Annotated in this window: 15 protein-coding genes; 11 read left to right on the top strand and 4 right to left on the bottom strand. The window is 61.5% G+C overall.

Features of this window, described 5'->3' with window-relative positions; genetic code table 11:
- Positions 1 to 30 precede the first annotated feature (30 nt).
- Genes V6F78_RS02375 through V6F78_RS02390 form a run of 4 tightly spaced genes read left to right on the top strand, consistent with a single transcriptional unit; the run spans position 31 to position 9,048 of the window.
- Entirely contained in the window at positions 31 to 1,341 is a 1,311-nt protein-coding gene (locus tag V6F78_RS02375) for an MdtA/MuxA family multidrug efflux RND transporter periplasmic adaptor subunit (RefSeq protein WP_047291346.1), read from the top strand.
- Positions 1,338 to 4,439: an MdtB/MuxB family multidrug efflux RND transporter permease subunit gene (locus V6F78_RS02380; RefSeq protein ID WP_047274856.1), complete on the top strand. Its 3,102-nt coding sequence runs from the start codon at positions 1,338 to 1,340 to the stop codon at positions 4,437 to 4,439. The genes V6F78_RS02375 and V6F78_RS02380 overlap by 4 nt, the downstream gene beginning before the upstream one ends.
- Complete coding sequence (locus V6F78_RS02385; RefSeq protein ID WP_169839103.1) at positions 4,436 to 7,543, top strand: efflux RND transporter permease subunit; 3,108 nt, start codon at positions 4,436 to 4,438, stop codon at positions 7,541 to 7,543. The genes V6F78_RS02380 and V6F78_RS02385 overlap by 4 nt, the downstream gene beginning before the upstream one ends.
- Positions 7,540 to 9,048: an efflux transporter outer membrane subunit gene (locus V6F78_RS02390; RefSeq protein ID WP_080963734.1), complete on the top strand. Its 1,509-nt coding sequence runs from the start codon at positions 7,540 to 7,542 to the stop codon at positions 9,046 to 9,048. The genes V6F78_RS02385 and V6F78_RS02390 overlap by 4 nt, the downstream gene beginning before the upstream one ends.
- 12 nt (positions 9,049 to 9,060) lie before the next feature.
- On the opposite strand, the gene V6F78_RS02395 is transcribed toward V6F78_RS02390, so the two are convergent.
- The 4 genes from V6F78_RS02395 to V6F78_RS02410 all read right to left on the bottom strand — a co-directional run bounded on the left by V6F78_RS02395 (position 9,061) and on the right by V6F78_RS02410 (position 12,864).
- Complete coding sequence (locus V6F78_RS02395; protein WP_332726559.1) at positions 9,061 to 10,137, bottom strand: GGDEF domain-containing protein; 1,077 nt, start codon at positions 10,135 to 10,137, stop codon at positions 9,061 to 9,063.
- Positions 10,138 to 10,302: 165 nt separating this feature from the next.
- Positions 10,303 to 11,019, bottom strand: coding sequence for an HPP family protein (locus V6F78_RS02400; protein WP_047291352.1), 717 nt, complete (start codon positions 11,017 to 11,019; stop codon positions 10,303 to 10,305).
- Positions 11,020 to 11,196: 177 nt separating this feature from the next.
- On the bottom strand, positions 11,197 to 11,487 hold the full coding sequence (locus V6F78_RS02405) for a hypothetical protein (protein ID WP_052959343.1): 291 nt from the start codon (positions 11,485 to 11,487) through the stop codon (positions 11,197 to 11,199).
- Positions 11,488 to 11,943: 456 nt separating this feature from the next.
- Positions 11,944 to 12,864 carry a MurR/RpiR family transcriptional regulator gene (locus V6F78_RS02410; protein WP_332726560.1) on the bottom strand — a complete coding sequence of 307 codons (921 nt, stop codon included), beginning with the start codon at positions 12,862 to 12,864 and terminating at the stop codon, positions 11,944 to 11,946.
- 291 nt (positions 12,865 to 13,155) lie between these two features.
- Between V6F78_RS02410 and V6F78_RS02415 the strand changes: the two genes are divergently transcribed.
- The 7 genes from V6F78_RS02415 to V6F78_RS02445 all read left to right on the top strand — a co-directional run bounded on the left by V6F78_RS02415 (position 13,156) and on the right by V6F78_RS02445 (position 22,572).
- The gene (locus V6F78_RS02415) at positions 13,156 to 15,093 is read left to right on the top strand and encodes a bifunctional 5-dehydro-2-deoxygluconokinase/5-dehydro-2-deoxyphosphogluconate aldolase (RefSeq protein ID WP_095008324.1); all 1,938 of its coding nucleotides are present in this window, start codon (positions 13,156 to 13,158) and stop codon (positions 15,091 to 15,093) included.
- A gap of 49 nt (positions 15,094 to 15,142) precedes the next feature.
- Positions 15,143 to 16,036, top strand: coding sequence for a myo-inosose-2 dehydratase (iolE, locus tag V6F78_RS02420; RefSeq protein ID WP_047291358.1), 894 nt, complete (start codon positions 15,143 to 15,145; stop codon positions 16,034 to 16,036).
- Entirely contained in the window at positions 16,033 to 16,842 is an 810-nt protein-coding gene (gene iolB, locus V6F78_RS02425) for a 5-deoxy-glucuronate isomerase (RefSeq protein ID WP_047277177.1), read from the top strand. The genes iolE and iolB overlap by 4 nt, the downstream gene beginning before the upstream one ends.
- Before the next feature lie 20 nt (positions 16,843 to 16,862).
- Entirely contained in the window at positions 16,863 to 18,365 is a 1,503-nt protein-coding gene (locus V6F78_RS02430) for a CoA-acylating methylmalonate-semialdehyde dehydrogenase (protein WP_332726561.1), read from the top strand.
- 57 nt (positions 18,366 to 18,422) lie between these two features.
- Positions 18,423 to 20,360, top strand: coding sequence for a 3D-(3,5/4)-trihydroxycyclohexane-1,2-dione acylhydrolase (decyclizing) (gene iolD / locus V6F78_RS02435; RefSeq protein WP_094990817.1), 1,938 nt, complete (start codon positions 18,423 to 18,425; stop codon positions 20,358 to 20,360).
- 39 nt (positions 20,361 to 20,399) lie between these two features.
- Positions 20,400 to 21,425: a Gfo/Idh/MocA family protein gene (locus V6F78_RS02440; RefSeq protein WP_047291366.1), complete on the top strand. Its 1,026-nt coding sequence runs from the start codon at positions 20,400 to 20,402 to the stop codon at positions 21,423 to 21,425.
- A gap of 106 nt (positions 21,426 to 21,531) precedes the next feature.
- A complete protein-coding gene (locus V6F78_RS02445) occupies positions 21,532 to 22,572 on the top strand; it encodes a Gfo/Idh/MocA family protein (RefSeq protein ID WP_332726563.1) in 1,041 nt (346 codons plus the stop codon).
- The last annotated feature ends 79 nt before the right edge of the window (positions 22,573 to 22,651 follow it).

Below are 22,651 nucleotides of genomic sequence, written 5' to 3' on the forward strand. Positions count from 1 at the left end.
AGCCTTCCTGAATATAAGCCCACGCGCCCAATGGTTGATCACTCCATGCAATCCACTGTTTCACACAAATCCCGTCGCTGGCTGGTTGGCCTTTTGCTCGTGTTGGTCGTCGTCGGCCTGTGCTGGTGGCTGTGGCCGTCTTCGTCGAAAAAACAGCAGGGCGCCCAGCCTGAAGGGCACACCGGCAAGTCGGGCATGATGCGTCCCGGTTTTGGCGGCTCGACCCTGGCGGTGCCGGTAAGGGTGTCTGAAGTGAAGCGCGGGGATTTCCCGGTGTTCTACAAGGCGCTGGGCACCGTGACGGCGCTCAACACCATCAATGTGCGCAGCCGCGTGGCAGGGGAGTTGGTCAAGGTTTACTTCAAGGAAGGGCAGAGGGTCAAAGCGGGCGACCTGCTGGCTGAAATCGATCCGCGCAGCTACCAAAATGCCTTGCTCCAGGCCGAAGGCACGCTGTTGCAGAACCAGGCCCAACTCAAGAATGCTCAAGTCGATGTGCAGCGCTATCGCGGCCTGTATGCCGAAGACAGTATCGCCAAGCAGACACTGGACACGGCCGAAGCGTTGGTCAGCCAGTACCAGGGCACCGTGAAAACCAATCAGGCAGCGGTCAACGACGCCAAGCTCAACCTCGAATTCACTAAGATCCGCGCGCCCATCAGCGGCCGCGTAGGCCTGCGCCAACTGGACGTCGGCAATCTGGTCGCGGCCAACGACACCACTGCGCTGGTGGTCATTACCCAGACCGAGCCGATTGTGGTCAGCTTCACCTTGCCCGAGAACGATCTGGCGCTGGTGATCGCGCGTTATCGTTCGGGCGCCAAATTGCCGGTTCAGGCGTGGGACCGCGGGGACCGCAAAGAGTTGGCAGTGGGTGTGTTGAGCAGCATCGACAACCAGATTGATATCACCACCGGCACCCTGAAATTCAAGGCGCTGTTCGAAAACCGTGACCAGGTGCTGTTCCCCAATCAGTTTGTGAACGTGCGCTTGTTGGCCGACACCCTCAAAGATGTGATTCTCGCGCCTTCGGCTGCCATTCAGTTCGGCACCAACGGTTCGTTCGTGTACGCCCTGGACGGCGACAACAAGGTCAAGATTCGCAGCATCAAAGTGGGCGCCACTGACGGCGACGTCACCGTGATTGAAGAAGGGCTGGCGCCGGGTGACCGCGTAGTGCTTGAAGGCACGGACCGCCTGCGTGATGGCGGCGCGGTCGAAGTGGTCAACGACAGCGCCGAGGTGCCTGCGACCCCGGCATCGCACCTGCAAGGCGGGCCAGCGGCGGGTGACGCTACGACCCCGGCCACCGACGCTGCCAAGACCAAGGCCCACGAATGAATCTGTCGCGGCTGTTTATCCTGCGCCCAGTCGCAACCACGCTGTGCATGCTAGCCATTGTGTTGTCCGGGATCATCGCCTACCGCCTGTTGCCGGTATCGGCCTTGCCCCAGGTGGATTACCCGACCATCCGCGTCATGACGCTGTACCCCGGCGCCAGCCCGGATGTGATGACCAGTGCCGTGACGGCGCCCCTGGAGCGCCAGTTCGGGCAGATGCCGGGGCTGACGCAAATGGCGTCCACCAGCTCTGGCGGCGCTTCGGTGCTGACCTTGCGCTTCAACCTCGACATCAACATGGACGTGGCCGAGCAGCAGGTGCAGGCCGCGATCAATGCCGCGAGCAACCTGTTGCCGAGCGATTTGCCAGCACCGCCGGTGTACAACAAGGTCAACCCGGCCGATACGCCGGTACTGACCTTGGCCATTACTTCCAAAACCATGCTGCTGCCCAAGCTCAATGACCTGGTCGATACGCGCATGGCGCAAAAGATCGCCCAGATCAGCGGCGTGGGCATGGTCAGCATCGCGGGTGGTCAGCGTCAGGCGGTGCGGATCAAGGTCAACCCTGAAGCCTTGGCTGCCAATGGTCTGAACCTGGCCGATGTGCGCGCGTTGATCGGTGCGTCCAACGTCAACCAGCCCAAGGGCAACTTTGACGGCCCGACCCGGGTGTCGATGCTCGACGCCAACGACCAGCTCAAAACCCCGCAGGAATACGCCGAGCTGATCCTCGCCTACAACAACGGCGCGCCTTTGCGCCTCAAGGACGTGGCCGAGATTGTCGACGGCGCCGAAAACGAGCGCCTCGCGGCCTGGGCCAACGAGAACCAGGCGGTCCTGCTCAATATCCAGCGCCAGCCGGGCGCCAACGTGATCGAAGTTGTCGATCGCATCAAGGCGCTGCTGCCCAGCATCACCGACAACTTGCCCGCGGGGATCGACGTCACGGTGCTGACCGACCGCACGCAAACCATTCGCGCTTCGGTGCGTGATGTGCAGCATGAACTGCTGATCGCCATCGCCCTGGTGGTGATGGTCACGTTCCTGTTTCTGCGCCGTGCCAGCGCCACCCTCATTCCCTCGATTGCCGTGCCGCTGTCATTGATCGGCACCTTCGGCGTGATGTACCTGGCAGGTTTTTCCATCAATAACCTGACCTTGATGGCGCTCACCATCGCCACCGGCTTTGTGGTGGACGATGCCATCGTGATGTTGGAAAACATCTCGCGCTACATCGAGGAAGGCGACAGCCCGATGCAGGCGGCGCTCAAAGGCGCCAAACAGATTGGCTTTACCCTGATTTCCCTGACGCTGTCGCTGATCGCCGTGTTGATTCCGTTGCTGTTCATGGCGGACGTGGTGGGGCGGTTGTTCCGCGAGTTTGCCATCACCCTGGCGGTGGCGATCCTGATCTCGCTGGTGGTGTCGCTGACCCTCACGCCGATGATGTGCGCGCGTTTGCTCAAGCCTGAACCCAAAGAAGAAGAGCAGGGCCGCTTTTACCGGGCCAGCGGTGCGTTCATCGACTGGATGATCGGGCAGTATGGCCGCCTGTTGCAGTGGGTACTCAAGCACCAGCCACTGACGTTGCTGGTGGCCATCGGCACGTTGGCGCTGACGGTGTTTCTGTACCTGATCGTGCCCAAGGGCTTCTTCCCGGTGCAGGACACCGGGGTGATACAAGGCATTTCCGAAGCGCCGCAGTCGATTTCGTTTGGCGCCATGAGCCAACGTCAGCAGGAGCTGGGTGCAATCATCCTGCAAGACCCGGACGTTGAAAGCCTGTCGTCGTACATCGGTGTCGACGGCGATAACGCCACGCTCAACAGCGGCCGCATGCTGATCAACCTCAAGCCCCACAGCGAACGCAGCGACAGCGCCGCGCAGGTGATTGCGCGCCTGCAGCCGCAGCTCGACACATTGGTGGGCATCCGTCTGTTCATGCAGCCGGTGCAAGACTTGACCATTGAGGACAGGGTGAGCCGTACGCAGTATCAATTCAGCCTGTCATCCCCGGATGCCGACTTGCTGAGCACCTGGAGCCAAAAACTGGTCACCGCGTTGTCCAACCAGCCTGAGCTGACGGATGTCGCCAGCGACCTGCAGGACAAAGGCTTGCAGGTGTACCTGGTGATTGACCGCGATGCCGCTTCGCGCCTCGGGGTGTCGGTGGCCAATATCACCGATGCGCTGTACGACGCCTTCGGTCAGCGGCAGATTTCCACCATCTACACCCAGGCCAGCCAATACCGCGTGGTCTTGCAGGCGCAAGACGGCGAGAAAATCGGCCCGCAAGCGCTGGACCAGATCCATGTCAAAACCACCGACGGCGGGCAGGTGCGCTTGTCCAGCCTGGCCAAGGTCGAAGAGCGTCAGGCGCAACTGGCGGTGTCGCATATCGGCCAGTTCCCGTCCGTCATGGTGTCGTTCAATCTGGCCCCCGGCGTGGCGCTGGGGCAAGCCGTTGAGCTGATCGATCAGGTGCAAAAAGACATCGGCATGCCGGTGGGCGTGCAGACCCAATTCCAGGGCGCGGCGCAAGCCTTTCAGGCCTCGTTGTCGAGCACCTTGCTGCTGATTCTGGCGGCGGTGGTGACCATGTACATCGTGCTCGGTGTGCTTTACGAAAGTTACATTCACCCGATCACCATCCTGTCGACCTTGCCGTCGGCAGCGGTCGGGGCGTTGCTGGCGCTGATCCTCAGCGGCAATGATTTGGGGATGATCGCCATCATCGGCATCATCTTGTTGATCGGCATCGTGAAAAAGAACGCGATCATGATGATCGACTTTGCCCTCGACGCAGAGCGCAATCAGGGCATGGCCCCGGAACAGGCGATTTATCAGGCCGCCTTGCTGCGTTTCAGGCCGATCCTGATGACCACACTGGCCGCCCTGTTCGGGGCCGTGCCGTTGATGTTGGCTACCGGCTCTGGTGCGGAACTGCGTCAGCCATTGGGTCTGGTCATGGTCGGTGGTTTGCTGGTGAGTCAGGTATTGACGCTGTTCACCACGCCGGTGATTTACCTGTACTTCGACCGCTTGGGCCGCCGCTGGCGCGGTGACGCGGGCGAACCTGAGCAGGCGCCGCTATGAACCTGTCCGGCCCTTTCATCCGGCGGCCCGTTGCCACCCTGCTGCTGAGCCTCGCCATCATGTTGCTGGGCGGGGTCAGTTTCGGCTTGTTGCCGGTTTCGCCCTTGCCACAGATGGACTTCCCGGTGATCGTGGTCTCGGCCAGCTTGCCGGGCGCCAGCCCCGAGGTCATGGCCTCCACGGTGGCCACTCCGCTGGAGCGCTCATTCGGAGCGATTGCCGGGGTCAACACCATGAGCAGCCGTTCGAGTCAGGGCTCGACGCGGGTGATTCTGCAATTCGATCAGGACCGCGACATCAATGGCGCCGCCCGCGAAGTGCAAGCGGCGATCAACGCGTCACGCAACCTGTTGCCCAGCGGCATGCGCAGCATGCCGACCTACAAAAAGGTCAACCCGTCGCAAGCGCCCATCATGGTGCTTTCGCTGACCTCGGATGTGCTGTCCAAGGGCGAGCTGTACGACCTGGCCTCCACCATCCTGTCGCAAAGCCTGTCGCAAGTACCGGGGGTGGGCGAAGTGCAGATCGGCGGCAGTTCGCTGCCCGCCGTGCGCATCGAACTGGAGCCGCAATTGCTCAACCAGTACGGCGTGTCGCTGGACGAGGTGCGCAACACCATTGCCAACGCCAACGTGCGCCGACCCAAGGGTGCGGTGTCCGATGGCGAGCGTAATTGGCAGATTCAGGCCAACGATCAACTGGAGAAGGCCAAGGATTACGAGCCGCTGATCATCCGCTATCAGGATGGCGCGGCGCTGCGCCTGAGCCATGTGGCCAAGGTTCAGGACAGTGTGGAAGACCGCTACAACAGTGGTTTTTTCAACAATGACGCGGCCGTATTGCTGGTGGTCAACCGGCAGGCGGGTGCCAACATTATCGAGACCGTGAACGCGATCAAGGCCCAGTTGCCTGCGCTGCAAGCGGTGTTGCCGGCCAGCGTGAAACTCAACCTGGCCATGGACCGCTCGCCGGTGATCAAGGCCACCTTGCATGAAGCGGAGATGACCTTGCTGATCGCCGTGGCGCTGGTGATTCTGGTGGTGTTCCTGTTTCTCGGCAATTTTCGCGCTTCGCTGATTCCGACGCTGGCCGTACCCGTTTCGCTGGTGGGCACCTTTGCCATCATGTACCTCTACGGTTTTTCGCTGAACAACCTGTCGCTGATGGCGCTGATTCTGGCCACGGGGCTGGTGGTGGACGATGCGATTGTGGTGCTGGAGAACATCTCGCGTCACATCGATGCCGGGATCGCGCCGATGAAGGCGGCGTACCTGGGGGCGAAGGAAGTCGGGTTTACCCTGTTGTCGATGAACGTGTCGCTGGTGGCGGTGTTCCTGTCGATCCTGTTCATGGGCGGCATCATTGAAAGCCTGTTCCGCGAGTTCTCCATCACCCTGGCCGCGTCCATCGTGGTGTCGCTGGTGGTGTCGCTGACCTTGACCCCGATGCTCTGCGCCCGCTGGCTCAAGCCCCATGTGCCGGGCACTGAAAACGCCATGCAGCGCTGGAGCAACAGGCTCAACGAGCGCATGGTCAACGGTTATGCCCGCAGCCTGGACTGGGTGCTGCGGCACAAGCGGCTGACCCTGTTCAGTTTGCTGGTCACCATTGGGATCAACGTGGCGCTGTACGTGGTGGTGCCCAAAACCTTCATGCCGCAGCAGGACACCGGGCAATTGATCGGGTTCGTGCGCGGGGATGACGGCCTGTCGTTCAGCGTGATGCAGCCCAAGATGGAAATATTCCGCAAAGCCGTGCTGGCTGACCCGGCGGTTGAGAGCGTGGCGGGCTTCATTGGCGGCAACGGTGGCACCAACAACGCCCTCATGATCGTGCGCCTCAAGCCGATTTCCGAGCGCAAGATTTCGGCGCAAAAGGTCATTGAGCGCCTGCGCGAAACCCTGCCTAAGGTCCCGGGCGGGCGCCTGATGTTGATGGCCGATCAGGATTTGCAGTTTGGCGGCGGTCGCGAGCAAACCAGTTCGCAATATTCGTACATCTTGCAAAGCGGCGACCTCAGCGAGCTGCGCACCTGGTACCCGAAAGTGGTTGAAGCCCTCAAGGCGCTGCCAGAGCTGACCGCCATTGACGCCCGTGAGGGGCGCGGCGCGCAGCAAGTCACGCTGGTGGTCGACCGCGATCAAGCCAAGCGCCTCGGGGTGGACATGAACATGGTCACCGCCGTGCTCAACAACGCCTACAGCCAGCGTCAGATTTCGACCATTTACGACAGCCTGAACCAGTACCGGGTGGTCATGGAGGTCAACCCCCAATACGCCCGAGACCCGGAAACCCTGAATCAGGTGCAAGTCATCACGGCGGACGGGCAGCGCATCCCGCTGTCCACCATCGCCCATTATGAAAACAGCCTGCAAGACGACCGGGTCGAACACGAAGGGCAGTTTGCCTCGGAAACCATTGCCTTCGACCTGGCCAACGGCGTGTCGCTGGAGCAGGGCACGGCGGCCATCGAGCGGGCCATTGCCAAACTCGGTTTGCCTGAAGACGTGATCGCCAAAATGGCCGGCACCGGCGATGCCTTTGCTGCCACGCAAAAAAGCCAGCCGTTTATGATCCTGGGCGCGCTGGTGGCGGTGTACCTGGTGCTGGGGATTCTGTACGAAAGCTACATTCACCCGCTGACCATTCTCTCGACCTTGCCTTCGGCCGGGGTGGGCGCGCTGTTGAGCATTTACCTCACTGGCGGGGAGTTCAGCCTGATCTCGCTGCTGGGGCTGTTCCTGTTGATCGGCGTGGTCAAGAAAAACGCCATTCTGATGATCGACCTGGCCTTGCAGCTGGAGCGCCACGCGGGCATGAGCCCGCAGGAGTCGATTCGCAGTGCCTGCCTGCAACGTTTACGGCCGATCCTGATGACCACGCTCGCCGCCTTGCTGGGCGCCTTGCCGCTGATGCTCAGCCATGCCGAAGGCGCAGAAATGCGTCAGCCACTGGGTCTGACCATTATCGGCGGCCTGATTTTCAGCCAGATTTTGACCCTGTACACCACCCCGGTGGTTTACCTCTATCTCGACCGTGTGCGCCATCGCTTCAACCAATGGCGCGGCGTGCGCACTGATGCAGCCCTGGAAACTCCGCTATGACGTCTCGTTTGCTTGACCTTGCCCCGGCCTTGTCGCCTCAACGTTGGGCGTTGGCCCGTGGCTCGCGCCTGCTGGGGCTGGTGTTGTCCGGGCTGTTGCTCAGTGCCTGCGCCGTTGGCCCGGATTATCAGCGCCCCGAAGCGGCCACGCCCGTGGCCTTCAAGGAAGCCGCGGGCTGGCGCCAGGCCACCCCCGGCGATGCGCTGGAAAGAGGCGCGTGGTGGGAGTTGTACGGTGATCCCCAGCTCAACGGGCTGGTGGAATCCCTCAACCGCTCCAACCAGACCGTGGCGCAGTCCGAAGCCCAGTTCCGTCAGGCCCAAGCCCTGGTGCGCAGCGCGCGCGGTGCGTTCTTTCCCAGTGCCGACCTGAGCGTGGGCAAGACCCGTTCGAGTCAGGGCACGGGCAGTTCCAATTCCAGCCTGACCAGTTCCAGCAGCGGCATTCGCGACACCCTCAACGCCCAGGTCGGCGTGAGCTGGGAGGCTGACGTGTGGGGCAAATTGCGACGCGGGCTGGAGGCCGACACCGCCAGCGCCGAAGCCAGCCTGGCCGATCTGGCCGCCATGCGCCTGAGCCAGCAGTCCGAGCTGGTGCAGAACTACCTGCAATTGCGGGTGATCGACCAGCAAAAGCGCTTGCTGGAGGCCACCGTACAGGCCTATGAGCGTTCGCTGAAAATGAGCGAAAACCAGTACCGGGCCGGGATCTCCGGCAAAGATGCCGTGGCCCAGGCGCAAACCCAGTTGCGCAACACTCAAGCCAACCTGATCGACCTGATCTGGCAACGCGCGCAGTTTGAAAACGCAATCGCAGTGCTGACCGGTCAGCCGCCCGCCGGTTTCAAGCTGGCTGAAAGCCAGAGCGTGCCCGCGTTGCCGTCCATTCCCCTGAGCGTGCCCTCGCAATGGCTGGAACGGCGTCCGGACATCGCGTCGGCAGAGCGCGCGATCATCGCCGCCAACGCCAATATCGGCGTGGCCAAGGCGGCCTACTACCCGGATTTCAGCCTGAGCTTGCAGGGCGGGTACAGCAGCAGTACCTACGAAGACTGGATCAGCGTGCCGAACCGCTTCTGGTCGGTGGGGCCTAAACTGTCGCTGCCGTTGTTCGACGGGGGCCAGCGCTCGGCTGAAGTGGATCGCAATGAAGCGGTCTACGACCAGACGGTCGCCAAATACCGCCAGACCGTGCTGGATGGTTTTCGCGAGGTGGAAAATTACCTGGCGCAGTTGAAAGTGCTGGAGGACGAGGCCGTGGTGCAACGTCAGGCGCTGGAGTCGGCCCGCGAGTCACTGCGTTTGACCCGCAATCAGTACAAGGCCGGTTTGATTGCCTATCTGGATGTGGTGGTGGTGCAAGCCACGGCCCTGAATGCGGAGCGCACCATGCTCACGCTGGAGCAAAATCGTTTGCTTGCCAGCGTGAAACTGATTGCCGCGCTGGGCGGTGGCTGGGACGGCAACACCGATCTGAGCGCCCGTGAAAAGGCTGACAAGCCGTAACGCCGTGGGGGGTTAACGATGAAACGTAAACCGGTCTTTGCCAGCGTTTTTTGACGCGTACAGCGCTTTGTCGGCCTTGGCCAGCGCCTGGTTCAGGGTGTCCTGATCCTCAACCCTGACCAGGCCGATGCTGACGGTCACCGGATGGGCCGCCGGGTCATTGCGCACCCGGCTGCACAGCGCCGTCATCAGTGCCTCGACATCTTCGCGCCGCACACCGGATAGGTACACTGCGAATTCTTCGCCCCCCAATCGTGCATATTCATACCCGCGCATGATGGCTTTGATGCTGGCGGCTGTGCGCTTGAGCACTTCATCGCCGATGTCATGGCCGTACAGGTCATTCACTTTTTTAAAATTGTCGATGTCGATCATCGCCAGATAGTGGTCGTGTTCGCGCGGAAGCTGGGTCAGCAAATCGGTGGCGCGGGCCATGAAAGAACGTCGGTTGGGGATCTCGGTCAGGATGTCGATGTACGCCTGAGTCAGCAACAGCTTGGACATGGTGTAGTTGTAGAGTTTGATTTGCCGCAGCTTGAAAAAACTGTAAATGGTCAGGCCGCTGAGAAACACGAAGTAATACAGGATCAACGTGCCGCGCAGGTCGAAGAATTCGACATCGGTCATCAAAAACGGGTTGAGCACGACCCAGGTCGCCCCGACCACCGACAGAAAGCCCCAGCGGCTCAGGGGCAGCACCGAGGCGTTGTACAGCAGGCTGGACGTGGCAAGGATCAACCAGATGGGCTGTGCGTTATCGGGCAAGCCAAACACGATCAGGCGAATGCCCGACGTAATCACCAGCACATAAATCAGGTTGAGTACGTCGAAGTGACGGGCCTTGCGGATAAACCCGAGCACGATGGTCAGCACCACCATGGTTCCGAAATAGAGCATTGAGAGGGCGGTAAAGCCTTGCAGGCCCTTGAAGCTGACAATCAGGTCGAACAGTAGCCAGATCACGATGCTGGCGATGTAGGTCAGCCTGCAGAAGGTGCGCAGCTTTTCAAAATCGTGTTGGGCAAATTCAGCTTGCAAAGCAGGAGGCGCGGCGTGCTTTGAGATTTCATTTTCGATGGTCTTGAGCATTGCAAGCCTTGATCACGGTCGTTGAAGAGGGCGTCCAGCGGTCGCGGATCCACCTCATCAGGGGCATCAAGATAAAGCCCCGGACCACGCACCGATAACCCTAGCAGGACTTTGAGGGGTAACCGTACGGATCGTTCAGGGGCCTTGGCAATGCGCAGCACGCGCTCAGTCGGCGTGGGAAAGCACCTCGCCCACGCTGCGGCGGCGGGCGTAGTGTTCACTGGTGCGGATCAGCTCTTCGAGATCCTGGGGGGTGACATCAATGAACGCGTCCATCTTGGCCAGCGCCTGTTGCAAGTCCTCGGCGGTAATGCCGGGATCCCCTTCGTCGGGGGGCGTTATCACGCTGGGGGCGGGTTCGCTGGCCTTTTTCGGATAGCGCACACGGGTCAGGTTGTTGTAGGCCAGTGCCGCGAGGAGCATGCACACGGCACTGAGCATGACCGGGGCCAGCAGCTCCCAGCCCAGGCGGGCGCTGTCCGGGTCCGCCAGGACCACCAGCAGGGCCAGCGCCCCGGCCGGCGGGTGCAGGCAGCGCAGCAGGCACATCACCAACAGCGCAATGCCGACGGCCAGGCAGGCGCTGGCTAAGTCCCGGCCGAAAAAATGCACGACGATCAGCGACACGACAGTGGCGCACAGGTAGCCGCCGAGGATCGACCACGGCTGCGCCAGTGCCCCGGAGGAGACGGCAAATAAGAGAATCGCGGAAGCGCCCAGCGGGCCGATCAGGTGCATGGCGATGGGCAGGCCAAAAAACAGGCTGCACAGCCACACGCTAAACAAGGTGCCCAGGGACACGCCAAGGGCGGCGCGGCTCCATTCAAGGGGGCGGGTATGTGTAGCCGCAGGCAAAAGGCGGCTGATCCAGCGGGTTTGCATGGTGGGGAGCGTCCGGGAGGGTCAGTCAGCAGGTCAAAAAAGGGCCTGGCGGGAGACCCGGCAAGCCCTTGAACAGTTCCTTCATGGGGGAAGGGACCGGCGTAGTCTGACCACTGCCGATACAATCCGCAAATTCATAATAATGAGGGTTGAGTGCATTAATTTTGATGGCGAATGCTAGCTGACTAAACCTGCCCCTGAATCGGCCAATTTGCCCAGCACCCGGTCATGCACGTCACTGCTCAACAGTTGGCGTTCAAGGAGCTGATGCAGGTCGGCACTGGGGCTCATCGAACCTTTGAGCACAAGCAAGGCATCGCGAAGTTTTACCAGCCTGCTCAGTTCAGGCTTGTGCATCATGTCTCGCCTGTCGGCCATTGGCCGGATGACGTCACGCGGGTTTGAAGGGGCATGGGTGGATTGCTCGGGCAGGTAACGGTCGTTGGCCAAAAAAACTTCACTCGTCATGTTGTACTCCATTTATCCAGGGACTTTGGGCGCGCTTCCTTGATGACAATTCAAAGGGACGCACACAGGTGTGCAATCCCTTGAAACAACAGTTCTGGGGGGGTGAGCTCAGCAAATCGGTTTAAGGGTGGGAACACATCGCGTGCAGCAACTGGCGGCAGATCCGGTTGCGATACAACGGGTGACACAAACGGCGTTTACACGGCCCGAGATCTTAGATCCAAAGGGGCGATTGTAAGGCCGTGTGCAAGGGACATGTTGTCAGGCAGTGAGTAGCTGGCGATAAGATTTACGGAGAAAGTCGTAGGAGCTTTCAAGTTTCGGGGAAAGAGTTTTTGTTTTCCCATTCCTGACGCTCTTTAGGCACAGGGTGTACACACTCTGATGCAAAAACCTTACAGCGATTGTCGACCACCCTCGCTGGATCGGGTCTCAAGCGTTTGCATCGGCGTCGCGTTAATCGTCGAACCCGACCTGTTCGTGAATCTCGTCGACTTTCAGTTCGAGGCGGTAGGCCACGGCAATGAACAATGCCTGACACAGGCACAGCGTCGCGCTCAGTGAGCGGAACGCAAACGAGCTGCCTTCATTGACCAGCAATACGCTGTTGGCGCGCTTGGCCAGCGGCGACAGGTTGCTGTCCGTGATGATCAAGGTCTTGGCCTGATGCAGCTGGGCAATGCGCAGGCAATGCTGGGTTTCCTTGCCATACGGCGTGAAGCTGATGGCAATCACCAGGTCGTTGGCGCGCACGCTGCGCATTTGCTCGCGGTAGCTGCCGCCCAGCCCGGACACCAGATGAATGCGTTTGTTGGTGTGTTGCAGGTTGTAGACCAGGTAATCGGCCACGGCGAAGGAGCGTCGCACGCCGACCACGTAAATATTGTCAGCGTTGACCACCAGGTCCACGGCCTTGTCGAAGGCCTGGTCGTCGAGTTCCAGCCCAAGGCGTTCTATGCCCGACAGCGTGGCGTTGATGCACTCGCGCGCCAGATCGCCGCCGCTGGCCTTTTGCGACTTGTTGGCAATCATGTTGCGGATGCGTTGCTGGTAGTTCTGCACCGGGGTCGTCTTATGGGTGTACGCCTCGCGGAACAGGGCCTGCATTTCGCTGAAACCGCTGAACCCGAACCGCTGGGAAAACCGCACGATGGCCGACGGATGCACGTCGCACTCGCGCGCAATGTCACTGATGCGGTCCACCATGATCCGGTCGCTTTGCTGGCTCATGTAGCTGGCAATGCGCTTGAGCTGGCGCGGCAAGCTCTCGTATTCCTCGGTAATGAGTTGCAAGAGACGCTCGGCACTCACCGGCGTGCTGGTCAATGCGCGCTCTGGCGTTTGCTCGACGGATGCCGGCTGATCGGTGGATGACATAGTGGAGTCCTTATCAATGGCGCGGGTTGTCACGGAGCAGGTTTTTTAGCTGCGCAGTCTACAGGGTAGGTGCAAATAAAATCCTGACCAGCCGTTCAATCCGCTGCGGGCTGAAACGATGCACCCTGGAAAAACCTCCCGGCGCGTCGAATATGGAACAAAAATTCTACATAAAAAAATAATGGAATAAATATTGTTTGTTGCGCCGGGACGTTTTAGTCTTCATCCCACATTGAGTGCTCGGGCCCTGAGGGTGATGAGCACAGGCTGATAAAAATAACAGGAGCCACCATGGGACAGACTCGTTTTGCCACAGGCCGCGATTTGGATGTCATTTGCCTGGGCCGCATGGGTGTCGACCTTTACGCGCAGCAAGTCGGGGCGCGGCTGGAAGACGTCAGTAGCTTTGCCAAATACCTGGGTGGCTCCTCAGCCAATATTGCGTTCGGCACAGCGCGCCTCGGTGTGCGTTCGGCCATGCTCAGCCGGGTGGGTGACGATCACATGGGGCGCTTCCTGCTGGAGTCGCTGGCGCGTGAAGGCTGTGACGTCAGCGCCGTGAAGGTCGACCCGCAGCGTTTGACGGCGCTGGTGCTGCTGGGCCTCAAAGACCGCGAAACCTTTCCTCTGGTGTTCTACCGCGAAAACTGCGCCGACATGGCGCTGCGTGCCGAAGACATCGACCCGGCCTTTATTGCGTCGAGCAAGGCGCTGCTGATTACCGGGACGCACTTTTCCACCGAAGGCGTGTACCAGGCCAGTCTTCAGGCCCTGGATTACGCCGAGCAGCACAACGTCAAACGGGTGCTGGACATCGACTATCGTCCGGTGCTGTGGGGCCTGGCAGGCAAAGCGGACGGGGAGACGCGCTTTGTCGCTGACGAGGCAGTCAGCGCCCATGTGCAATCGATCCTGCCGCGTTTTGACTTGATCGTCGGCACCGAAGAAGAATTTTTGATCGCGGGTGGCGGCACGGATTTACTGGCAGCACTGCGCACAGTGCGCTCGCTGACCGACGCCACCCTGGTGGTCAAACTGGGCCCGCTGGGCTGCACCGTGATCCATGGCGACATTCCGGCCCGTCTGCAAGACGGCGCCATTTACCCCGGCGTGCGTGTGCAAGTGCTTAACGTGCTGGGGGCGGGGGATGCCTTTATGTCGGGCTTTCTCAGTGGCTGGCTCGAAGACGCCAGCGATGAGCGTTGCTGCCAGTTGGCCAACGCGTGCGGTGCGCTGGTGGTCTCACGGCATGCCTGCGCCCCGGCCATGCCCACCCGGGCAGAACTCGACTACCTGTTCAACAGCCCGGTGCCTGTTACCCGACCGGATCAGGACGTCGCGCTGCAACGCCTGCACCACGTCAGCGTGCCGCGCAAACAGTGGAAACAGCTGTTTGTGTTTGCTTTCGATCATCGCTGGCAACTGCTGGAAATCGCGCAGCAGCATGGCCGCGACCCGAGCCGTATTTGCACCTTGAAACAGCTGTTCATCCGGGCGGTCGAGCGCGTTGAAACCGATTTGCAGCGTCAGGGCATCGACGCCGATGTGGGCCTGCTGGCCGATCAGCGTTTCGGCCAGGACGCGCTGAATGCCGCCACCGGTCGCGGCTGGTGGGTCGCCCGCCCGGTGGAAGTGCAGGGGTCGCGGCCGCTGGCGTTTGAACACGGTCGTTCGGTGGGCAGCAACCTGATCGCTTGGCCGCACGAACACATCATCAAATGCCTGGTGCAATTTCATCCCGACGATGAGCCGTTGCTGCGTCTGGAACAGGAAGCGCAAATCAAGGGGTTGTACCAGGCGTCGCTGGCCAGCGGCCATGAACTGCTACTGGAAATCATCCCGCCCAAGGATCACCCCTCGACCTACCCGGATGTGCTCTATCGCGCCATCAAACGTTTGTACAACCTGGGCATTTACCCGGCGTGGTGGAAGATCGAAGCGCAACCGGCCGAGGTCTGGCAGCAACTGGATGCCTTGATCGAAGAACGTGACCCGTACTGCCGCGGTGTTGTCCTGCTGGGCTTGAACGCGCCTGCCAGTGCGCTGGCCGACGGCTTTCGCCAGGCGGCGCGCAGCACCACGTGCCGCGGTTTTGCGGTGGGGCGCACGATTTTCCAGGAACCGGCCCGTGCCTGGCTGGCCGGTGAAATCGACGACGCGACGCTGATCGAGCGGGTGCAAGGCACCTTTGTGCAATTGATCGACGCCTGGCTAACGGCCCGTCCCTGATTCGCCGGTCACGCCGCGCAACCCATTCAAAACAATAATAGGTGCAGCCATGCCCGCTATCCGTATTGGCATCAATCCGATTTCATGGAGCAACGACGATTTGCCCTCGCTGGGTGGCGAAACGCCGCTCAGCACCGCGCTGAGTGAAGGCAAGCAGATCGGTTATGAAGGGTTTGAACTCAACGGCAAATTCCCCAAGGACGCCAAGGGCGTGGGCGATGTCCTGCGCCCTTACACGCTGGCGCTGGTCTCGGGCTGGTACTCCGGCCGCCTGGCGCACCGCTCGGCGGCCGAGGAGATCGACGCCATTGCCAGCCACGTGCAGCTGCTGGCGCAAAATGGCGCCAAGGTGCTGGTGTATGGCGAGGTCGCTGACTCGATTCAGGGCCAGCGTATCCCTTTGATTGAGCGCCCGCGTTTTCACAGTGAACGCGCCTGGCAGCAATACGCCGAGAAGCTCGATGAACTGGCGCGTTTCACCCTGTCGCAGGGTATTCGCCTGGCGTACCACCACCACATGGGCGCGTACGTTGAGTCGCCTTCGGACATCGACACCCTGATGCGCCTGACCGGGCCTGAAGTCGGCCTGCTGTTCGATGCCGGGCATTGCTACATGGGCGGCGGTGAACCGGTCCAGGTGCTGCGCAAACACATTGATCGCGTCTGCCACGTGCATTTCAAGGACGTGCGCAAGCCCGTGGTGCAACTGGCCCGCAACCACCTCTGGAGCTTTCCCGATTGCATCATCAACGGCACTTTCACCGTGCCGGGGGACGGCGACATTGATTTTGGCGAGTTGCTGGACGTCCTGCTGGCCGCCGACTACCACGGCTGGTTGGTGGTAGAAGCCGAACAGGACCCGGCCGTGGCGCCGAGTTTTGCTTACGCGCAAAAAGGCTATCAAACCTTGCGCGCGCTGCTCGATGAGAGGGCGCGGGCATGAATTTACTGATTAAACGCCAGCACACGGGCCAGCCCCTTGTGCAACTGCCCACGGGCGCGCTGGAGTACGTGGGGTTCAGCGCCTATCGGCTGCAAGCGGGCGAGACCTTGCCGGTGCAGGCCGGGCAGCAAGAGCTATGCCTGGTGTTGCTCAGCGGGCTGGCCAATGTTTCAGGCGAAGCGCCAGGGCACGGCGTTTTCAATTGGGAGGCTATCGGCGATCGTCAGTCGGTGTTCGAGGACAAATCGCCCTTTGCGGTGTATTTGCCGCCCGCCAGTCAGGCGCAGGTGCAGGCGCTGAACGACGTGCATATCGCCGTCTGCGCCGCCCCCGGTGCCAGCGATGCCGGGCTCGGTCCGCGACTGATTGCCCCGCAGGGCATGAAACGCAGCGTACGCGGCAAGGGCGCCAACACCCGCTACGTGTGCGACATCCTGCCGGACACCGAACCTGCCCATTCGCTGCTGGTGGTGGAGGTGCGCACGCCGTCCGGGCATTCCTCCAGCTACCCGCCGCACAAGCACGACACCGATGACTTGCCGCACCAGAGCTTTCTTGAAGAAACCTATTACCACCAGGTCAACCCGCCGCAGGGCTTCGTGTTCCAGCGGGTCTACACCGACGATCGCAGCCTCGATCAGGCCATGGCGGTGGAAAACGGCGATCTGGTGGTGGTGCCCAAGGGCTATCACCCGGTCAGCGTGCCCTATGGCTACGAGTCGTATTACCTGAACGTGATGGCAGGGCCCAAGCGGGTCTGGCACTTCCACAACGACCCGCAGCACAGCTGGCTGATGGACCTTTAACTTTTCGGAGAACAAACCGCATGAGCACGACCCCGGTGATTGGCCACTACCTTGACGGCCACGTTCAGGACTCAGGTGGCGAACATTTCAGTGATGTCTTTAACCCGGCGACAGGCAGCGTGCAGGCCCGCGTCGCCCTGGCAAGCCAGCGCACCGTCGATGACGCTGTCGCCTCAGCCCTCAAGGCGTTCCCGGCGTGGTCGGAGCAGTCGTCTCTGCGCCGCGCCCGGGTCATGTTCAAGTTCAAGCAATTGCTGGATGAGCACCACGACGAACTGACGCACATCATTTGCCGCGAACACGGCAAAGTGTTCGCCGATGCCAAGGGTGAAGTCACGCGCGGGATCGAAATCGTCGAGTACGCCTGCGGGGCGCCAACGCTGCTGAAAACCGATTTCAGCGACAACATTGGCGGCGGTATCGACAACTGGAACCTGCGCCAGCCGCTGGGGGTGTGTGCGGGCGTCACGCCGTTCAACTTCCCGGTGATGGTGCCGCTGTGGATGATTCCACTGGCGTTGGTGACCGGTAACTGCTTCATCCTCAAGCCCTCGGAGCGTGATCCGTCCGCCAGCCTGTTGATGGCGCGGCTGCTGACCGAAGCGGGCCTGCCCGACGGTGTTTTCAACGTGGTGCAAGGCGACAAGCGCGCAGTGGATGCGCTGTTACAACACCCGGACGTTGAAGCCATCTCCTTTGTCGGCTCCACCCCCATTGCCGAGTACATCTACCAGCATGGCACTGCGCGGGGCAAACGGGTGCAGGCGCTGGGCGGGGCTAAAAATCACATGATCGTGATGCCGGACGCCGACCTCGATCAGGCGGCGGACGCCCTGATGGGCGCGGCATACGGCTCGGCCGGAGAGCGCTGCATGGCGATTTCAATTGCCGTGGCGGTGGGGGAGGTGGCCGATCAGTTGATTGAAAAACTGCTGCCGCGCATCGACCGCCTCAAAGTCGGCAATGGCGCGCAGCCCGACAGCGAAATGGGCCCGCTGGTGACGGCGGAGCACCGGGCCAAGGTGATCGGGTTTATCGATCAGGGCGTGGCCCAGGGCGCACAGCTGATCGTCGATGGTCGTGCGCTCAAGGTGCCGGGGGCCGAGCAGGGCTTCTTTGTCGGCGCCACGCTGTTCGACCGGGTCACGCCCGAGATGAGCATTTACCGGCAGGAAATCTTTGGCCCGGTACTGGGGATTGTCCGCGTGCCGGATTTCGCCAGTGCGGTGGCGTTGATCAATGCGCATGAGTTTGGCAACGGCGTGTCCTGCTTTACCAGCGATGGCGGCGTGGCGCGGGCGTTTGCGCGCACGATCAAGGTCGGCATGGTGGGGATCAATGTGCCGATTCCAGTGCCCATGGCCTGGCACTCCTTCGGTGGCTGGAAGCGCTCGCTGTTTGGCGATCACCATGCCTACGGCGAAGAAGGCATCCGCTTCTACAGTCGCTACAAAAGCGTGATGCAGCGCTGGCCGGACAGCATCGCCAAAGGCCCCGAATTCAGCATGCCAACCGCCAAATAATCATCGGTCACAGCCCTGCGGTTGCCGCAGCGGCTGTGCAAGTTCAAGGGTGCAGACATGACGACGACACGACTGACCATGGCCCAGGCGCTGGTGAAGTTTCTCGATAACCAATACGTCGAGGTGGACGGGGTCCAGAGCAAATTTGTGGCCGGGGTGTTCACGATTTTTGGCCACGGCAATGTGCTGGGGCTCGGGCAGGCGCTGGAACAGGACAGCGGCAGCTTGCTGGTGCATCAAGGGCGCAACGAACAGGGCATGGCCCACGCCGCCATCGGTTTTGCCAAGCAACACCGGCGGCGCAAGATCTACGCCTGCACTGCCTCGGTGGGCCCCGGCGCGGCCAACATGCTGACCGCTGCCGCGACGGCCACCGCCAACCGTATCCCGCTGTTGCTGCTGCCGGGGGATGTGTACGCCAGTCGTCAGCCCGACCCGGTCTTGCAACAGATCGAGCAGTTCCATGACTTGAGCATCAGCACCAACGATGCCTTTAAAGCCGTGAGCAAATACTGGGACCGCATCAACCGCCCGGAACAATTGATGAGCGCCGCCATTCACGCGATGCGTGTGCTCACCGATCCTGCCGAAACCGGGGCCGTAACCCTGGCCCTGCCGCAGGACGTTCAGGCCGAGGCCTACGATTACCCGGATTACTTTCTGCAAAAACGCGTGCACCGCATCGACCGACGCCTGCCGACCGCAGCGATGCTGGCCGATGCGCAGGCGATCCTGCGGCGCAAGCGCACGCCGCTGATCATCTGCGGCGGTGGCGTCAAGTACGCGGGGGCGAGTGCCGCGTTGCAAGCGTTTGCCGAGCGCTTCGGGATACCGTTCGCAGAAACCCAGGCCGGCAAAAGCGCCATCGTATCGGCGCACCCGCTGAACATGGGCGGCATCGGCGAAACCGGGTGCCTGGCCGCCAACCTGCTGGCGCCGCAGGCTGACCTGATTATCGGCATCGGCACACGCTATACCGATTTCACCACGTCCTCCAAATCGTTGTTTCAGCACCCGGAGGTTGAATTTCTCAACCTCAACGTTAGCCCCTGCGATGCGCTCAAGCTCGATGGCGTGCAATTGATTGCCGATGCCCTCGCGGGGCTGGAAGGGCTGAGTGAGTGCCTGGCGGCCAGCGGCTACCATGCGCAATGGGGCGAGGCGCCGCATCAGGCCAGGGCGCAGTTGGAGGCCGAGGTGGACCGTGTGTTTGAGGCCAATTATCAACAACCGGATTTCACCCCCGAAATCAGCGACCACATGGACCCGGCGGTGCTGCGCGAGTTTATCGAGCTGACAGGGTCGTGCCTGACCCAAAGCCAGGTGCTGGGCGTACTCAATCACAGCCTTGATGACACGGCCGTGATCGTCGCGGCCGCTGGCAGCCTGCCCGGCGATCTGCAACGGGCCTGGCGCAGCAAGGGCGTGAACACCTATCACGTGGAGTACGGCTATTCGTGCATGGGCTATGAAGTGAACGCAGCGTTGGGGGTCAAGCTGGCCGAACCGGCGCGCGAGGTCTACGCGTTGGTGGGCGATGGTTCCTACATGATGCTGCACTCCGAGTTGGCCACCTCGATTCAGGAGCGCCAGAAAATCAACGTGGTGCTTCTCGACAACATGGCGTTCGGCTGCATTAACAACTTGCAGATGGGCAACGGCATGGACAGCTTCGGCACCGAGTTCCGCTTCCGCAACCCTGAAACGGGCAAGCTGGACGGTGGCCTGGTGCCGGTGGACTTCGCCATGAGTGCAGCGGCTTATGGCTGCAAGACCTACCGGGTGACCACCGTTGAGCAACTCCACGCCGCGCTGGCCGATGCGCGTCGGCAAACCGTGTCCACCCTCATTGATATCAAAGTGCTTCCTAAGACCATGATCCACGGCTACCTGTCGTGGTGGCGCGTGGGCGTGGCACAAGTGTCTACCAGCGCCCGCACGGCCGACGCCGCGAAACACCTCAACCGTCAGCTCGCCCGCGTGCGGCAGTACTGATTGCAACGCTCTCTTATTACATTGACCAGGAGTCTGCACATGTCGTTGAACACTCAAGCCTTGAAGTTGGGCGTGATCGGGACGGGCGCGATTGGCCGTGATCATATTCGTCGTTGCAGCCAGACCCTGCTTGGCAGTCAGGTGGTGGCGGTCACGGACATCAATCAGCAACAGGCGGCGCAGGTGGTTGCCGAACTGGGCTTAAGTGCCGAGGTGTACCCGGACGCGCACGCGCTGATTCAGGCGGCTGATGTCGAGGCCGTGCTGGTGACGTCCTGGGGGCCGAGCCACGAAGAGTACGTGCTGGCGGCCATCCGCGCCGGCAAACCGGTGTTTTGCGAAAAGCCACTGGCGGTCACGGCTGCCGGTTGCCGCAACATCGTCGACGCGGAAATTGCCCATGGCCACCGGTTGGTGCAGGTCGGCTTCATGCGCCCGTACGACGCCGGTTATCAGGCGCTCAAGGCCGTCATCGACAGCGGGCAGATCGGCGAACCGCTGATGCTTCACTGCGCTCACCGTAACCCGCGGGTGGGTGAGCACTACACAACCGACATGGCCATCACCGACACCTTGATCCACGAACTGGACGTGCTGCGCTGGTTGCTCGACGACGATTATGTGTCGGTGCAAGTGGTCTTCCCGCGCAAAACCAGCAAAGCGCTGGCGCACCTGCGGGACCCGCAAGTGGTGCTGCTCGAAACCGCCAAGGGCACGCGCATCGATGTGGAAGTGTTTGTGAACTGCCAGTACGGCTACGACATTCAGTGCGAAGTGGTGGGCGAAACCGGTATTGCCAAACTGCCCGAGCCGTCGCACGTGCAACTGCGCAGCGAGGCCAAACTGTCGAACGCGATTCTGATGGATTGGAAAGACCGCTTCATCGCCGCTTACGACGTGGAGCTGCAAGCCTTCATTGACGGCGTGCGCGCCGGGCAGGTGAGCGGTCCTTCGGCATGGGACGGCTTTGCCGCAGCGGTGGCAGCCGATGCCTGCATCCAGGCGCAACAGAGCGGTGCGATTGTCAACGTTGAACTGCCGCCACGTCCGGCCTTTTACGGCTGATCTCAACGCCGTGGTCGCCCCTGGGCAGCGTGAGGCTGCGAGCGGTTCAACAGACGCCACCTCACGCGCCTGGACCTCGGCCACAGGCCTGTCAAGGAGTGTTCCCATGCGCATCGGACTGGTTGGATTTGGCCATGCAGGTCGTTTTTTTCATGCGCCGTTGATCACCAGCCTGCCGGGGGTGACGTTGGTCGGCGTGGTCACGCGTTCGGCTGAGCGTCGCCAGCACCTGGCCAGCGCGTACCCCCGCGTGCCGGTCTATGACAGCCTGGGGCAGTTGGCTGAGGCCGGGGTTGACCTGTTGGTGATCGCCACGCCGCTGGACGGTCGGCCTGAGCAGGTGATGCAAGCCATCGAGCTGGGGCTTGCCGTGGTGAGTGAAAAACCCTTCGCCGCTGACGTGCAGCAAGCGCAACACCTGGTGGCAGCGGCGCAGCGTCACAACGTGTTGCTGAGTGTGTATCAGAATCGGCGCTGGGATTCGGATTTCCTGACCGTGCGCAAGCTGATCGAGGCCGGTGCGTTAGGAGCGGTCACGCGGTTTGAATCGTTCATTGAACGGTTTACCCCTGCGTCAGTGGGCAATGCCAGCGGCGGCGGTCTGCTGCGCGATCTGGGCAGTCATCAAGTGGATCAGGCGCTGCAACTGTTCGGCCCGGTGGTGTCGGTGTACGCCGAGAGGGCGTGCAGCCCCCAAGCCCCGCACCTGGACCACACCTTCTTCATGGCGTTGACTCACCGCAACGGCGTGCTGTCCCACCTGGGCGCCAGCGTGCTGCAAAACAGCCCGCGCCCGCGCTTTCGGGTCAGCGGCACCTCTGGTTGCTACAGCGTTGAGGGGCTGGACGGGCAGGAAGCGGCGCTGCTCGCAGGCCGCTCCCCCACAACCTGTGGCGAGGATTGGGGGGCCGAAGAGCATCGGCGCTGGGGCTGGTTTGAACAGGGCGAAGACCGCGAGCGAGTGCCGAGCGAGCATGGCGGCTGGGACCAGTTTTACCGGCAAATGATCGCCGCCGTTGAGGGGCGAGGGCCTGTGCCGGTGTTGCCGCAAGCGGCTGTGCAGGCGCTTGAGGTGCTGGATGCGGCGCGGCTGAGTGCGCAGCGGGGTGAGGTCGTGACGTTGGCCCATGATGAAAATAGAAAATAGAATGCAATAAATTCTAAAATCGATTGATATGGAAATTATTTTCCAATAGAGTCGATTTCAGCACAGTGTCACCAAGTAC

It is taken from the genome of Pseudomonas sp. ESBL9, from assembly GCF_036668715.1.
In the GTDB taxonomy this organism is placed as follows: domain Bacteria; phylum Pseudomonadota; class Gammaproteobacteria; order Pseudomonadales; family Pseudomonadaceae; genus Aquipseudomonas; species Aquipseudomonas lundensis.